A 15,556-nucleotide genomic window follows, 5' to 3' on the forward strand; every position below is an offset into this window, starting at 1 on the left:
ATCACAGCCATGAAAAAGATTCATTGCCTTAATGCGATTTCTACATACGGAACCGCACTGTTAACAGAAGATTACGAGCTGACAAATCAGTTGGAAGACGCAGAAGGGGTGCTGGTCAGAAGTGCCTCCATGCATGAAATGAAGCTTCCGGACGGGCTTCTTGCAATCGCAAGAGCAGGAGCAGGCGTCAATAACATTCCATTAGAAGCATGCGCTGCAGAAGGAATCGTGGTATTCAATACACCGGGAGCCAATGCAAACGGAGTAAAGGAGCTGGTTATTGCCGGACTGATGTTAGCTTCCCGTGATATTGAAGGCGGAATCCGCTGGTGTAAGGAAAATCAGGAAGATGAAAATATCGCCAAATCAGCAGAAAAGGCAAAAAGTGCATTTGCCGGATGTGAAATCAGAGGCAAGAAGCTTGGAGTCATCGGTCTTGGAGCAATCGGTGCAGAGGTCGCCAATGCCTGCTCTTCCCTTGGAATGGATGTATACGGATATGATCCCTTTATTTCAGTTAATGCTGCATGGAGACTTTCCAGAAATGTAAAGCATATTACCGCTGTGGATACGATTTATAAAGAATGTGATTACATTACCCTTCATGTTCCGTTAGTGGATGCCACAAAGGGAATGATCAATAAAGCTGCCCTTGACAATATGAAGGACGGAGCAGTAATCCTTAATTTTGCAAGAGATATTCTGGTGAATGAAAATGATATAGCGGAGGCATTAAAGTCCGGGAAGATCAAAAAATATGTGACTGATTTTCCAAATCCGACTTCTGTACATATGGAAGGCGCCATCGTTATTCCTCATCTGGGAGCTTCCACAGAGGAATCAGAAGATAACTGTGCGAAGATGGCAGTGGAAGAAATCATGGATTATATAGACAATGGAAATATCCGTAATTCCGTGAATTTCCCTGCCTGTGATATGGGAATCTGCAACGCTGCAAGCCGTATTGCAGTCCTGCATTTAAACATTCCCAATATGATCGGACAGATTACGGGAACTCTGGCAGCCGGTGATGTGAATATCTCCGACATGACCAATAAGAGCCGTGAAAAGTATGCATATACACTCCTTGATTTAGAGAATGTACCGGATGCCGTAAGCATTCAGAAACTGAATGCCATTAAGGGCGTGATACGGGTCAGAGTAATCAAATAGGAGAATAAACATGGCAATAGTAAAACCATTTCAATGTGTAAGACCTGATAAGGAAGAGGCCAGCCTGGTGGCGGCCCTTCCTTACGACGTATATAACCGGAAGGAAGCCTGTCAGGTGACGGCTGAAAATCCTAAATCATTTTTAAATATTGACCGCCCGGAAACACAGTTTCCCCAGGATGTGGATATATACGATGACCGTGTATACGAAAAAGCTGCAGGCATGTTAAAGGACTGGATCAAAGACGGAACTTTTGCACAGGACGGCACGAAAGCCTATTATATTTATGAGCTGATTATGGAAGGAAGAAGCCAGACTGGAATTGTGGCCTGTTCGTCCATTGATGATTATTTAAACGGCGTGATAAAAAAACATGAAAATACCAGAGAGGAGAAAGAACTGGACCGGATTCGCCATGTAGATACCACAGACGCCCAGACTGGTCCTATCTTTCTGGCATACCGTTCTGTTTTAGAAATTAACCGGCTGGTAGAGGATAAAAAGAAGACAGAACCGCTCTATGATTTTACTGCAGATGACGGAATCAGCCATAAGGTATGGAGAATTGCCGATCCGGAAACAGTTGTGGTGATTGAAGAAAGCTTTTTACGCATTCCCGCCACTTATATCGCCGATGGACATCACCGTGCTGCTTCTGCCGTAAAGGTAGGCTTAAAGAGACGGAAAGAAACGCTGGAATATACAGGAGAAGAGGAGTTTAACTTCTTCCTGTCGGTTCTCTTTCCCGATGACCAGCTGATGATTCTTCCTTACAACCGTGTGGTAAAGGATTTAAACGGGTTATCCCGGGAAGCATTCCTTACAGAGCTTTCAGACGGCTTTACAGTAACTTCTGTTGGAGAAGAAGCGTATGGACCGTCTGAAAAGGGAACCTTTGGAATGTATTTAAATAACACCTGGTATTGCTTAAAAGCAAAGGATGCGTTAATGAGTGAAGATCCGGTAAAAGGTCTTGACGTATCTATTTTACAGGACAATCTTTTAGGTCCCATTCTGGGAATCGGAGATCCGAGAATTGATAAACGGATCGATTTCATCGGAGGAATCCGGGGGTTAAAGGAACTGGAAAAACGGTGTGAGGAAGATATGACAGTAGCATTTTCCATGTATCCCACCTCCATCAAAGAGCTCTTCTCCGTAGCGGATGCCGGTCTTTTGATGCCGCCAAAATCAACCTGGTTTGAACCGAAGTTAAGAAGCGGGCTGTTCATTCATATGCTGAAATAAAAATAACACCGTTCCCGAAGCCGGCAGGCTAGGGGGACGGTGTTTCATTTTCCGGCTTTGCATTCAGCTGTTCTTTCCGGTAGACCTCATAAATACTCAGAAGCTGGGGGCGTTTTACTACGCCTATTTTCTGAAAGATGTTATGGACATGGGTTTTCGCTGTTCCAAGAGAGATAAATAAATCATCGCTGATCTCCTGATTTGTTTTATCTAAGAGCAGCACTTTTAAAATTTCCCGTTCTCTTACCGTTAAGTGGTATGCCTCACTGAAACGGTACAGGATACTTTCCTCAATATCAGAAGGCAGATTTGAGTGGGTATGGCTATTGATATAGTCTACAATTGTATTATTGCGCAGAGAGGTTTTCAGATAATACATTAAATATCCGCCGGCAAATACGGAGTAAGTAAGGTATAAAATATCTGAAGTAAAGCTTCTGTTGTTCATGTTGATATAATATTTGGAATACACATCAAAATGAAAAATGACGATGGTATCTTCGGCAATAATACAAAAGTTCATAAATACAGTAAAATAAAAAAGACGTTTGCACCAGCGGTAAAAAGAATTCTGATAAAAATCAGGGTTCTTTTTTATTGTCCATAAAACCTCCGCACCGACGTAAGCATTGTAAAGCTGGCTCGGCAGGTAATAGAGCCAGATCTTCCACGCGCTGTTACCCATTACGGGTACAAAAAACATGAAGGTTACATATAGTGCAAGAATACTGAAGTCATACCAGGTTATTTTTTTGTTGATCAGGCTTTTGAAAATGATCAGACAACCAAGAGATTCAATTAAATAAATCAATGTTTTATGAGTCGGTACGATCATAAAAATCTGATTATAATATTCAGCAAAGCTCTGAAAGATTTCTGATGCGAAAATTACGATATCATCTATTAAAATTGCTGTGAAAATGATTCCGATCCAAAGCAGAATTTTATCTTTTCCATTCATAAACAGAAAAAAAGACATCCACAGAATCCCGGAATAGACAATGATTAAAAACAGATTGTAGAGAAAGATAATACCCTTTGCCATATGTGCCTCCAGTTTTTAAGCCGCTGTTGTAAGTTATTATCAGTATATCAAAATAAAAACTTTTTTCAACCGCCAAATTACAAAAACCGACAAAAATTTAGTACAATATGCACAAAAGTTTAGAAGAGTTTATGTGTATAACAGTAAAAAGTGTTATAAATTTCTACCCTTCAGCTACATTCTCAACCGGTCCGAAAACTGTTATTTTCGTCTTGTGAGAGCGGTCCAGACCGGCGATCACAGCAAAATGAAAATAAAGGAGGTTTCACCAGTGGCTGTAAAAATAGTTCTTGCCTTAGGAGGAAATGCCCTTCAGTCAGGAAAAGGAGAAGCAACTGCAAAGGCACAGCTTTCAGTCGTTCATAAGACCTGTGAGTACATAGCAGAAATGAACGAACGCGGGTATGAAATGGCCATTGTACATGGAAACGGCCCCCAGGTCGGAAGAATCCTGATGGCGTCTGAGGCAGCAAAGGATGTAACACCCCCGATGCCGTTTGATGTATGCGGAGCCATGTCACAGGGATATATCGGATATCATCTGCAGCAGGCACTGAAGTATGCGCTTAATAAGAGAAATCAGAATTTCCCTGTTGTCACCATTGCAACCCAGGTGGTGGTGGATGAGAAGGATCCGGCATTTAAAAATCCAACCAAACCGATTGGTCCTTTTTATTCAAAAGAAGAGGCCGATGAGCTGGCAGCATCAAAAGGATATGTGATGAAGGAAGATGCAGGCCGGGGATACCGGAGAGTTGTGGCATCACCCCTTCCTCAGAAAATTGTTGAAATTGATGCAGTTAAGGAGCTTTGGCCAAAAGCAATCGTAATTACCTGCGGAGGAGGAGGAATTCCGGTCATTGAACATCCGGCTGGCTCTCTTTGCGGCACTGCAGCGGTTATCGATAAGGATTTTGCAGCAGAGCTTCTGGCAGAGCAGGTAGAAGCGGATATCCTTATGATTCTCACTGAGGTAGAGAAGGTAGCGGTTAATTACAACAAGCCGGATCAGAAGAACCTGGATCATCTCAGTATTTATGAGGCAAATAAATATTGCGAAGAGGGACAGTTTGCTCCCGGAAGTATGCTTCCAAAGGTACAGGCGGCGATGAAATTTGTAAGATCCAATCCTTCCAAGCGGGCAATTATCACTTCCCTGGACAAAGCCATTGAGGCGTTGGACGGAAAAACCGGAACTGTATTCACTTTTAATTAAATAAAAAACAGGAGGATTTACCATGAGAGCAAACGGAATTCGTCATTTTATTGACACCAATGATTTTACAAAGGAGGAGCTGTTAGACATCATTCATCTTTCCCTGGAAATTAAAAAAAGCATTAAGGCTGGATATAATCCACCCCTTATGAAGGGAAAAACACTTGGAATGATCTTTCAGCAGTCTTCTACAAGAACCCGTGTATCTTTTGAAACAGCAATGGAGCAGTTGGGCGGACATGCCCAGTACTTAGGACCTGGCATGATTCAGCTGGGCGGTCATGAGACCATCGGCGACACTGGAAGAGTTTTATCACAGATGATTGATGTGGTTATGGCACGCGTGATTGAGCATAAGAGCGTAGTGGAACTGGCAAGTGCAAGCTCAATTCCTGTATTAAACGGCATGAGCGATTACAATCACCCAACTCAGGAAATCGGCGATCTGTGCACGATTGTGGAGCACCTTCCAAGAGGAAAGAAACTGGAAGATTGCAAGGTGGTATTCGTGGGAGACGGTACTCAGGTTTGCGCTTCTCTGGGATTCATCACAACAAAGCTTGGCATGCACTTTGTTCATTATGGTCCTAAAAAGAACCAGCTTTTAGAAGAACACAAAAAAATTATGGAAGAGAACTGCAAGGGTTCAGGCGGCACATGGGAAGTGACAGACAATCGTGAAAGCGTAAGAGGAGCAGACTTCATTTATACAGATGTATGGTATGGCCTTTACGAAAACGAGACTCCGAAAGAAGAGCGGGTTGCAACATTTAAAGATTACCAGGTAAATAAAGATCTGATGTCTCTTGGAAATATCGGATGCAAATTCATGCACTGCCTCCCTGCTACAAGAGGAGAGGACGTAACCGATGAGGTACTTGACAGTGAAAGCTCCATCGCATTCTTAGAGGCAGGAAACCGTCTCACTGCAATGAGAGGTCTGCTGGTTTATTTCACTCAGTACCAGAGAGAACAGGCAGCAAGCGAACTGCAGATCGCAGCAGCAAAAGAGCAGTTAGAAAAATTTATGGATGAGAGACATATCAGATAAGGGGGAGTCACCATGTCAGAAGCGCCAAAGAAAAAATTTCGTTTGATCGATGCCATAATGACCGTAATCTGTGTGGTATTTGTGGCAGAAGCAGCAGCACCGGTAGCAGCAATCGGTAATTCCCAGTACTTCTGGTGGATTTTTCTGCTCATTACATTTTTGCTGCCTTATGGACTGATTTCATCAGAGCTTGGTACAACCTATGAAGGGGATGGCGGATTGTACGACTGGGTATCAAAGGCTTTTGGAAAAAAATGGGGAGGAAGAGTTTCGTGGTATTACTGGATTAATTTTCCCCTCTGGATGGCTTCTTTGGCGCTGATGTTCCCCAATATTATCAGTTTGCTGACAGGCACCGAGATGGGACTGATTCCTTCTTTACTGATCGAACTGGCCTTTGTATGGATTATCGTATTAATCAGCTTTAATTCAATTTGTGACAGCGCATGGATCTTAAATGGAGCAGCTGTGATTAAAATTTTAATTGCCATAACGTTAGGTGTGCTTGGAATTTACGGAGCAGTTACCCACGGTGTGGCCAATGAATACACCTTGTCCTCCATGCTTCCCAAATTTGATTTAAACAGCTTATCCTACATATCCGTAATTCTGTTTAACTGCCTTGGATTTGAAGTAGTCTGTACCTTTGCGGGAGATATGGAAAATCCGAAAAAGCAGATTCCCCAGTCAATTATTGCGGGAGGTCTGGTCATAGCAGCTATTTATATCTTTATGGCGTTTGGTATTGGTGTTGCGATTCCTTCCGACCAGATCAGCACCAGCACAGGGCTTGTTGCAAGCGTTCAGATTTTAACAGGCACGACCAGAGGTATGATTGTAGTTGCTGTAGCAGTTGGCTTTCTGCTGACACTTTTCGGAAATATGATTTCCTGGTCATTGGGAGTAAACAATGTGGCAGCCTATTCTGCAGAAAATGGAGATATGCCCGGAGTATTTAAAATACGGAGCAAAAAAACAAATATGCCAACCGGTGCAGCAGTCATGAACGGTCTGGTTGCCAGCCTGGTTCTTATTATAGCTCCGTTTATGCCAAATAAGGATTTGTTCTGGAGCTTCTTCGCATTGAACCTTGTTATGTTTCTGCTTTCCTATCTGCCGGTATTTCCCGCATTTATAAAGCTGAGGGAAATTGATGCAGATACAGAACGGCCGTTTCGGGTTCCAGGCAGTCCATTATTCTTAAAAATACTGGCAGGCATCCCCATGTTGTTAATTGTAGTTGCCCTAATATTTACAGCAATCCCTTTAAGTTTTGATACGGAGTCCTTAACATCAGTGCTTCCCATCACCATCGGCGCAGTCATATTCATTATTATCGGTGAGGTAATTGTTAACAGAAAAAGAGATAAATAAGAGAGAAGGTATAAATTATGGCAAAGAGAATTGAACATACAACCCCAAAACAGGATGGATACCGTATGCCTGCAGAATTTGAAGAACAGGAAAGAATCTGGATGCTCTGGCCGGAAAGACCGGATAACTGGAGAAATGGTGCAAAGCCTGCACAGACTGTATTTGCCCAGATTGCCAGGGCAATCCGGCAGTTTGAACCGGTCACAGTATGCACCTCCCCTGCTCAGTTCCAGAACTGCCGCGCACATCTGCCAACTGACATCCGTGTCGTGGAAATTACCAGCAACGATGCATGGATTCGTGACTGCGGTCCAACATTTGTGATCAATGATAAAGGCGGGATCAGAGGCTGTGACTGGACGTTTAATGCATGGGGCGGTCTGGTTGACGGACTGTACTTCCCCTGGGATCAGGACGATCTGGTAGCACAGAAGGTATGTGACCTGGAGGGAATCGATTCCTACCGTACAGAAGGATTTGTTCTGGAGGGCGGCTCCTTCCATGTAGATGGTGAGGGAACTGTCATTACAACAGAAATGTGTCTGTTAAGTGAGGGCCGGAACCCCCATATGACAAAAGAAGAGATAGAGGAAATGCTTTATCAGTACTTAAACTGTGAAAAAGTGATATGGATTAAGGACGGAATTGATCCAAATGAAACAAACGGCCACATCGATGATGTTGCCCAGTATGTAAGACCGGGTGAGGTTGCCTGTATCTGGACGGAGGATAAGGAAAATCCTTTCTATGCAGAAGCACAGGCCGCGTACAAAACTCTTTCTGAAGCGGTGGATGCAAAGGGACGCAGACTGAAGGTTCATAAGCTCTGCCTTACGAAAGAACCTGTACGGTTAAACGGAGCAGATTCCATTGATATGGTAGAGGGTACTCTGCCAAGAGAAGACGGAGAAATCTCCATTGCTTCCTATATGAATTTCCTTATTGTAAACGGCGGTGTAATCGTTCCCCAGTACGGTGATGAAAATGATGCACTTGCTTTAGAGCAGATTCGGGAAATGTTCCCGGAACGGAAGGTAGTAGGAGTACGCACCGAAGAGATTGCATTTGGAGGCGGTAATATACACTGTATTACTCAGCAGCAGCCGAAAGTGAACGGTTAAGATAAATTAAAAAATACCACACGCGCATCAGACTCATTTCACAGAGTCTGTTGCGCTTTTTTATATTTCATCCATAGAATGAAAATTTGTCTGGCAAATTTATATAGTTTGTCAGGAGTATAGAAAAAGTTTATCCCGTATAATTAGTATAAAGAGTTATAATAGGATTGGACAGGATTTAACAGGGGGACCAGAGATGAAACAGATTTTAAAAAGAATCACCACCAAACTGGACGATTTTAAATTAAAAAAGAAGCTAAGGATACTTTATATTTACAGTGTCCTGCTGCCGATTTTTATAACGGACAGTGTAATCGTTACCATATTTATTGCGTCGGAAAATTCCTCCATGCAAAAGGGCATGGAGAATATTGCAAGTGCCGTGAAATATAACTTTTTTTATGATATTGAAGAATCAGCCGGCACAACAAAGAAAATATATATGAACAAGTATGTAAACCAGTTCATGGATAACCAGTTTGAGTCTGAGCTGGACTATTTTTTAAGTTATCAGGCTTTTATGAAAGACTCATTATTTGAAAGCAGCATTGGAACGACAGCGTCTTCCATCACCATGTATGCGGACAACCCCACCATTGTAAGCGGAGGGGAATTTAAACAGCTTTCTACAGTGAAAGACCAGGAGTGGTACCAGTATTTAAAGGGCTCAAGCAGGGATGGGGTGCTTTATATGTATTATGATGAGAGCAGAATTCCCACTGTAGATTCCAAACGGAAAATATCCTTTATCAGGAGGTTGAATTTTTACAAAAGAGATGGCTGCGAAAAGCTTGTAAAAATGGATATAGACTATAGCACCATGGCACGGAGCTTTGTAAAAATGAATTACGAGGCCCCGGTTTATGTATGCTGGAATGATAAAATCATTTTGTCCAATCAAGGCAATTACGGACAATGGAAGGATTTTGAGACCTTTGATCTGCAGGAAAAAGTGGGCTATCAGATGACCTTTGCTTCCTACGGGGCTGAGTTAACCATTTATGTTTTAAAGCCCCAGACAGTTATCGTAAGGCAGATGTTAAAGAATATTCCCCTGTTCATCCTGCTGGTTTTTATAAACATCCTGTTGCCTCTGGGATTTATGATAGCCATCAACCAATCCTTTACCGAACGGCTGAAGGAGCTGAGTCAGGCCTTTAAGCGCATTGATGATGAAAAGCTTATGAAGATTGAGAACATCAGGGGAGAAGATGAAATTGGAATTGTAATGCGCAATTATAATCGCATGGTGGCTACTATTAATGAGTTAATCCAGACTGTTTATATTAACCGTTTAAGAGAACAGGAGATGGATATTGAACGGCAGAAAGCGGAACTTTTAGCGCTTCACAGCCAGATTAATCCCCATTTCCTATTTAACGCATTGGAGAGCATCCGTATGCATAGTCTGCTTAAAAATGAAACAGAAACCGCCAGCATGGTGGAACGGCTGGCAATAATGGAGCGCCAGAACTTTGACTGGGGTACGGATTTTATCACAGTAAGGGAAGAGATTTCATTTGTGGAGGCATATTTGCAGCTGCAGAAGTACCGTTTTGGAGATCGGCTGTCTTACCGGCTTGATATTATGGAAGAATGTATGGACTACCAGATTCCAAAGCTGACCATTGTTACATTTGCTGAAAATGCCTGTATTCATGGCATTGAGAGTAAAACAGCAGATGGGTGGATTTTTGTCCATGTATATTTAGAAGATCAAGTGTTTTATATTGAAATCGAAGACACCGGGGACGGAATGGAAGAGTCATTTTTGGATGAATTGAAATACAAGATGAACCATGCCAGTATTGAGATGCTAAAAGCTAAGAAAGGAGTCGGTATATTAAATGCCTGCCTGCGGCTTAAGATGGCAACGGATAATATGGTAAGCTTTGAGTTAGAAAGTGAAGCGGGAATTTCAACCATGGTAACAATTAAAGTTCCGGTATCAAATATATCGAAATAATGGGGGGTAACTATGATACGTGTCTTATTAGTGGATGATGAACCATTTATTGTGCAGGGATTAAAGGTACTGATTGACTGGGAGGAAGAAGGCTATGAGATTGTCAAAACGGCTGCAAATGGAATGGAGGCACTTGAATACCTGAAAAATAATCAGGTGGATTTAATCATTGCAGATATTAAGATGCCTGTTATGTCAGGAATGGAGCTGCTGGAAATATTGAGAAGAGACAAAATTTCCCATGCAGATTTTATCATATTAAGCGGTTTCAGTGATTTTTCCTATGCCCAGCAGGCAATTCGATTTGATTGCTTTGACTATATTTTAAAGCCGGTTGTGAAAGAAGAACTGATCCGGGTGCTGCACCGGCTGAATTATCAGAGACAGGGCAGTAAAAAGCAACAGCTTAACAAAATCAAGATGGAGAAGGCATATCTTGCCAGAAATATGATATCTCTTATCTTTGGGAAATACGACCAGATCAATCTCGATTATATCAGAGAACAGATGCAATGGTCGGAAGGAATCAGTTACGTGGACATCGAGATTGACAATATTGAGCAGATGGAAGAGCTGATGGATGAGGAAAAGCGAAACCAGCAGAGAGAACTTTACCGTGCTTGCCTGGCATTTTTAAAAGGAGATGGGGATCATTGTATTTTTGATGTTTCAAGTCATGAAAAAAGCTATGATATTGGTTTTATATATTGTGATTATATGGCAGGAAATGCAGGGGAGACTCAGAAAGCGTATCTGGAGCGGTTCAGAAAGTACTTAAATGATGCCATGAGCCTGTCGGTTGTCATGCTGGTAGGAAAAAAGGTAAATGATATTTCAAAAATCTCAAATTCCTATGGTGCAGCCAGAATTCTCCGCTCTTTTCAGGCCTTTCGCAAAAAGCAGCCCATCTATTATTATGAAAAAGAGGTACAGGTAAATAACAATGGGATCGTATTATGTAAGCAATATCTGGATGATCTGCTGTTTGCAGTGGAGCAGAATGAACGGGGAAGAATTGAGGAAAGTGTAGAGCGGCTGTATGAAGAAATGAATCATTTAAGATTTGCCATGGACACGGTTAATTTGAATATTAACTATCTTTTATTCCAGCTGATCCATCTGGCATCCGAGCAGGACGGATATGTAAACCAGGAAGAAATCATGCTCTATATCAGTGAAAATGTCTTTGAAGGAGATATGCTCAGAGGCGGAAAAGAGCATTTAATCCGGTTATCCTGTGAGTATGCGGCTTACTTAGAACAGCTGCGAAACCATGTATCAAAGGATATTCTCCATGAGGTGGAGAAGGATATCAGAAAAAATTACGCAAAAAATCTTTCATTAAGAGAATACAGCAATAAATATTATTTAAACAGCGCCTATTTAGGTCAGCTGTTCCGGAAAAAGTACGGAATGTCCTTTAAGGATTATTTAAATAACTGCCGTATTGAGCAGGCGGCAGTCAGGCTGTTAAGAACCGATCTTAAAATATATCAGATTGCGGAGGAGGTTGGGTACCGGGACCTGGACTACTTTGTGAACCGTTTTATTTCCGTTAAGGGCTGTACACCGTCAAAGTTTAGAAAGGGAGGGGAAAATAGAGTGAAATAGGGCAGATTATGGATACTGCTTCTATAATTTCCCCTGTGTTTTTATTAGCTTTCTCCAGTTGTGAAAACACAGCTTTGAAGTAAACTATAAATATAAAAGAAAAGGGAGGATATGACGTTGAGAAAGAAACAGTTTACAGCTCTGCTTGTGATCGGTGCCATGGTGTTGCAAACTCTGACTGGCTGCTCTAAGGGGACAGCAGCTACCGGCAGCAGTACAGCCAAAGAAGACGGGGGTATCAAAGAATTTACCGCTTTTTTTGCGGTACCGGGAGACGAAATCAATGATGACAATGAAATTCAACAGCACATTGCAGAGATTACAGGAGCCAAAGTGAAGGAAACCTGGCTGACCGGACAGTCAGCAGAAGAAGCAGTGGGAACCTTAATAGCAGGAGGGGAATATCCTGATTTTATCTGCGGCAGCGACGGAACCAGCCAGCTTTATGATGCGGGAGCACTGGTCGCACTTGATGATTATATTGATGATTATCCTAATATTAAGAATTTCTTTACCGAGCTGGAATGGGAACAGCTGCGTCAGGCTGATGGTCATATCTACTGGATCCCCCAGTTCAACAACAGCTATGAAAAGGATATGCAGACCACTCATAACGATGAGGCCTTCTGGATTCAGACCCGTGTACTAAAATGGGCAGGATATCCAAAGATCACCACAATGGACGAATATTTTGACTTAATCGAGCGATATCAGGAAGCCAACCCCACCATGGAGGATGGAACAAAGAACATTCCATACACTATTTTATGTGATGACTGGAGATATTTCTGCCTTGAGAATGCTCCGTTGTTCCTGGATGGATATCCCAATGATGGAAGCTGTATTGTGGATCTGGAAACAAAGAAAGTAATTGATTACAATACTACACCTACGGCAAAACGCTATTTCCAGAAGCTGAATGAAGAATTTAAAAAGGGAATCGTAGATCCGGAATCCTTTACTCAGATATATGATGAATATATTACAAAGCTTTCCACAGGCCGTGTACTTGGAATGATTGACCAGTGGTGGGATTTTTATGTTCACGTTAATGATGCTTTAAAGCAGCAGGGGCTGGAGGACCAGGGCTGTAATTATGTACCCCTTCCGATTACCATTGACAAGGGAGTAAAAAACAGATGGCATACCTCCGGGGATACGTTAAATGTAGGTTCCGGTCTGTCCATTACCGTAAGCTGTAAAGATGTCAGAGGAGCCTTAAAATTCGTAGATGATCTGTTAAGTGAAGAAGCGATCACTCTCAGAAACTGGGGAGAAAAGGATGTGGATTACCTGGTGGATCAGGATGGCTTATTCTACCGGACACCTGAAATTCGTATGAAAGTCAGCAATACTGCATACAAAGCCTCTCATTTATGTCCTTATTCCTATTTCCCGGTCTGGGGGGGAATGAGCCAGGATGGAATCAATGCAGCAAAACCTGAGCTGCAGCCCAATGAGTTCCTGGATAGTCTTCCGAAGAATGTACAGGAATGCCTTCAGGCATATGGCTGCAAAACCTATGTAGATATGGTAGGAGAAAATGAAATTCCTGGACCCTGGTATCCGATTTATACGTTTGTTGGAACCATGACTACGGCAACACCCGGCGGAACCGCATGGATTAAGATGAGAGAATTAAAACATGAATATTTACCAAAGGTTGTCATGGCGCCTGATTTTGAAGCTGGCTGGGAAGAATATTTAACTGCTTATGAAACCTGCAATCCACAGGCATTTCTTGATGAAGTACAGCCGGAGGTAGACAGGAGAATTAAAATTGCAGAAGAAGCGGCAGCAAATTAAATAGTAGAAAACAGGCGGTGCAATCATATATATCTGCGCCAGCCTGTTTTTTAGCAAAGGAGTGATACCATGGCATCCATTGGAAAGGTTAAAAAAGAACGTATCAATTGGAAAGAAATAAAAAAGCAGAAAGTGCTCCTGCTGTTGTCTGCAGGCTATGTGATTTATGGATTTATATTCTGTTATCTTCCTCTTGCAGGCTGGCTCATGGCATTTGAAAACTATAAGCCAAAGGAAGGCTTTTTCCACTCAAAATTTATAGGGCTTGCAAAATTCCGGCAGCTGTTTCTTGACGATGGATTTATCCATGTCATAAGAAATACCCTGGCTATGGGAGTTATTAATTTAGTTACTACCATGGTTGCAGCTATTGTATTTGCAATTCTATTAAACGAAGTAAAGTCACAGGGCGGTAAAAAGGTTGTGCAGACAATATCATATCTTCCACATTTTTTATCCTGGATTATTGTTACCGGCATTTTGCATGATGCTCTGTCTGGGACGGGGATAGTTAATGATCTTCTGGTTCGCTTTCATCTGTTAAAGGAGCCTCTGAATTTTTTTGCATATCCTAAGTATTTCTGGTGGATTGTTGCCTTTGCCAATGTCTGGAAGGAAACGGGCTGGAATGCCATTATCTACCTGGCATCCATAACAGCCATAGACACATCTCTCTATGAAGCGGCGGCCATAGACGGAGCGGGAAGGTGGGCCAGAATCAAATACATTACGCTGCCTGGTATAAAGCCTACGATTATTATTCTTCTTTTAATGAATGCAGGAAATGTTTTAAATGCCGGTTTCGAAGTCCAGTATCTGTTAGGAAACGGTCTGGTACAGAGTGTATCCCAGACTATTGATATATACGTTTTGAAATGGGGTATCAGTCAGGGAGATTATTCCCTGGGTACTGCAGCAGGAATATTTAAAAGCGTGGTAAGTATTTCCATTATATTAATTGCAAATGAGATGGCAAAGCGGGCCGGCGAAGAACGCTTATTCTAAGGGGGCAGATATGATTAATCATAGAATGTTACATAAAAGGAAAAGTTCACTGGGTAATAAGATATTTGTTTTCCTTAATACCATATTCATGGTTCTGTTTGTGATCATTACCCTTTATCCAGTTTGGAATACACTGGTCCTGGCCTTTAATGACGGGACTGATGCTCTGAGGGGAGGGCTGTATTTATGGCCCAGAAAATGGACACTTCAGAATTATATTACAGTACTTCATAAAAAAAATCTGATTGTGGGAGCTTATGTAAGTGTTGCAAGGACGGCGATCGGCACCATTACTGCACTGGCCGCCAATGCCCTTCTTGCTTATATAGTAAGCCGGAAACGCTTTCTTTTTAAGAGACAGCTTTCCTTATTCTGGGTTATTACCATGTACGTAAACGGTGGAATGATTCCTGTTTTTCTTTTATATAAGGGCTTAGGCCTTACCAACAGCTTTCTGGTCTATATAATTCCTGGAATGGTAGGAGCCTTTAATATGATGGTGATCCGGACATATATGGTAGGGCTTCCTGATAGCCTGGAAGAGTCGGCTCAGTTAGACGGAGCCGGAGACCTGGTTATATTTACGAAAATTATCTCACCTTTATGCAAACCGGTATATGCTACAATTGCATTATTTTGTGCAGTAGGACATTGGAATTCATGGTTTGATGCCATGCTCTACAATCGGATGAATGCCAATCTGACCACACTGCAGTATGAACTGATGAAGTTATTGTCATCTGTAAGTAATCAAAGTAATTCTGTAGAATCCATGAAGAATGCGGTGGCAGCCGTAACGCCCACTTCGGTCCGTTCTGCTGCCACCATACTTACTATGCTGCCGATTGTCTGCCTGTATCCGTTTTTACAGCGGTATTTTGTTACAGGTCTTACCATTGGAGGTGTTAAGGGATAGGAAAGACGGCGGCAGGACAGGAA

Annotated in this window: 12 protein-coding genes; 11 read left to right on the forward strand and 1 reads right to left on the reverse strand. The window is 42.2% G+C overall.

The features are described from left to right. Nucleotides 1–9 precede the first annotated feature (9 nt). Both V7D18_RS03745 and V7D18_RS03750 read left to right on the forward strand, forming a co-directional pair. On the forward strand, nt 10–1,173 hold the full coding sequence (locus tag V7D18_RS03745; protein WP_426151583.1) for a phosphoglycerate dehydrogenase: 1,164 nt from the start codon (nt 10–12) through the stop codon (nt 1,171–1,173). Between the two features lie 10 nt (nt 1,174–1,183). Further along, entirely contained in the window at nt 1,184–2,422 is a 1,239-nt protein-coding gene (locus V7D18_RS03750; RefSeq protein ID WP_426151585.1) for a DUF1015 domain-containing protein, read from the forward strand. 28 nt (nt 2,423–2,450) lie between these two features. Here the strand turns inward: V7D18_RS03750 and V7D18_RS03755 are convergent, their stop codons facing one another. After that, the gene (locus tag V7D18_RS03755; RefSeq protein WP_426151587.1) at nt 2,451–3,467 is read right to left on the reverse strand and encodes a LuxR C-terminal-related transcriptional regulator; all 1,017 of its coding nucleotides are present in this window, start codon (nt 3,465–3,467) and stop codon (nt 2,451–2,453) included. Nucleotides 3,468–3,738: 271 nt separating this feature from the next. On the opposite strand from V7D18_RS03755, the gene arcC reads away from it, so the two are divergent. The 9 genes from arcC (at nt 3,739) to V7D18_RS03800 (ending at nt 15,533) form a co-directional block, all read left to right on the forward strand. Then, complete coding sequence (gene arcC / locus V7D18_RS03760) at nt 3,739–4,683, forward strand: carbamate kinase (RefSeq protein ID WP_426151589.1); 945 nt, start codon at nt 3,739–3,741, stop codon at nt 4,681–4,683. A 22-nt stretch (nt 4,684–4,705) separates the two neighbouring features. Further along, nucleotides 4,706–5,734 (forward strand): putrescine carbamoyltransferase, encoded by a 1,029-nt coding sequence (gene ptcA, locus V7D18_RS03765; RefSeq protein ID WP_426151591.1) that lies wholly within the window; start codon nt 4,706–4,708, stop codon nt 5,732–5,734. 12 nt (nt 5,735–5,746) lie between these two features. Next, on the forward strand, nt 5,747–7,108 hold the full coding sequence (locus V7D18_RS03770; RefSeq protein ID WP_426151593.1) for an APC family permease: 1,362 nt from the start codon (nt 5,747–5,749) through the stop codon (nt 7,106–7,108). Nucleotides 7,109–7,125: 17 nt separating this feature from the next. Beyond that, nucleotides 7,126–8,229: an agmatine deiminase gene (gene aguA / locus V7D18_RS03775; protein ID WP_426151595.1), complete on the forward strand. Its 1,104-nt coding sequence runs from the start codon at nt 7,126–7,128 to the stop codon at nt 8,227–8,229. Nucleotides 8,230–8,425: 196 nt separating this feature from the next. Beyond that, the gene (locus V7D18_RS03780; RefSeq protein WP_426151597.1) at nt 8,426–10,195 is read left to right on the forward strand and encodes a sensor histidine kinase; all 1,770 of its coding nucleotides are present in this window, start codon (nt 8,426–8,428) and stop codon (nt 10,193–10,195) included. A gap of 12 nt (nt 10,196–10,207) precedes the next feature. Beyond that, nucleotides 10,208–11,806 carry a response regulator transcription factor gene (locus V7D18_RS03785; protein WP_426151599.1) on the forward strand — a complete coding sequence of 533 codons (1,599 nt, stop codon included), beginning with the start codon at nt 10,208–10,210 and terminating at the stop codon, nt 11,804–11,806. Nucleotides 11,807–11,923: 117 nt separating this feature from the next. Beyond that, the gene (locus V7D18_RS03790; RefSeq protein WP_426151601.1) at nt 11,924–13,612 is read left to right on the forward strand and encodes a sugar ABC transporter substrate-binding protein; all 1,689 of its coding nucleotides are present in this window, start codon (nt 11,924–11,926) and stop codon (nt 13,610–13,612) included. 69 nt (nt 13,613–13,681) lie between these two features. Next, nucleotides 13,682–14,617 carry an ABC transporter permease gene (locus V7D18_RS03795; RefSeq protein ID WP_426151602.1) on the forward strand — a complete coding sequence of 312 codons (936 nt, stop codon included), beginning with the start codon at nt 13,682–13,684 and terminating at the stop codon, nt 14,615–14,617. Nucleotides 14,618–14,642: 25 nt separating this feature from the next. Then, a complete protein-coding gene (locus tag V7D18_RS03800; RefSeq protein WP_426151665.1) occupies nt 14,643–15,533 on the forward strand; it encodes a carbohydrate ABC transporter permease in 891 nt (296 codons plus the stop codon). Nucleotides 15,534–15,556: the final 23 nt, after the last annotated feature.

It is taken from the genome of Lacrimispora sp. 38-1, assembly GCF_049890855.1.
In the GTDB taxonomy this organism is placed as follows: Bacteria; Bacillota; Clostridia; order Lachnospirales; family Lachnospiraceae; genus Lacrimispora.

Excerpts from the sequence above, each read along its gene's own strand:
- ptcA (WP_426151591.1), top strand. The coding sequence starts at position 4,706 with ATGAGAGCAAACGGAATTCGTCATTTTATTGACACCAATGATTTTACA.
- V7D18_RS03750 (WP_426151585.1), top strand. The coding sequence starts at position 1,184 with ATGGCAATAGTAAAACCATTTCAATGTGTAAGACCTGATAAGGAAGAG.
- V7D18_RS03745 (WP_426151583.1), top strand. The coding sequence starts at position 10 with ATGAAAAAGATTCATTGCCTTAATGCGATTTCTACATACGGAACCGCA.
- V7D18_RS03795 (WP_426151602.1), top strand. The coding sequence starts at position 13,682 with ATGGCATCCATTGGAAAGGTTAAAAAAGAACGTATCAATTGGAAAGAA.
- V7D18_RS03780 (WP_426151597.1), top strand. The coding sequence starts at position 8,426 with ATGAAACAGATTTTAAAAAGAATCACCACCAAACTGGACGATTTTAAA.
- V7D18_RS03800 (WP_426151665.1), top strand. The coding sequence starts at position 14,643 with ATGTTACATAAAAGGAAAAGTTCACTGGGTAATAAGATATTTGTTTTC.
- V7D18_RS03785 (WP_426151599.1), top strand. The coding sequence starts at position 10,208 with ATGATACGTGTCTTATTAGTGGATGATGAACCATTTATTGTGCAGGGA.
- V7D18_RS03755 (WP_426151587.1), bottom strand. The coding sequence starts at position 3,467 with ATGGCAAAGGGTATTATCTTTCTCTACAATCTGTTTTTAATCATTGTC.
- aguA (WP_426151595.1), top strand. The coding sequence starts at position 7,126 with ATGGCAAAGAGAATTGAACATACAACCCCAAAACAGGATGGATACCGT.
- V7D18_RS03770 (WP_426151593.1), top strand. The coding sequence starts at position 5,747 with ATGTCAGAAGCGCCAAAGAAAAAATTTCGTTTGATCGATGCCATAATG.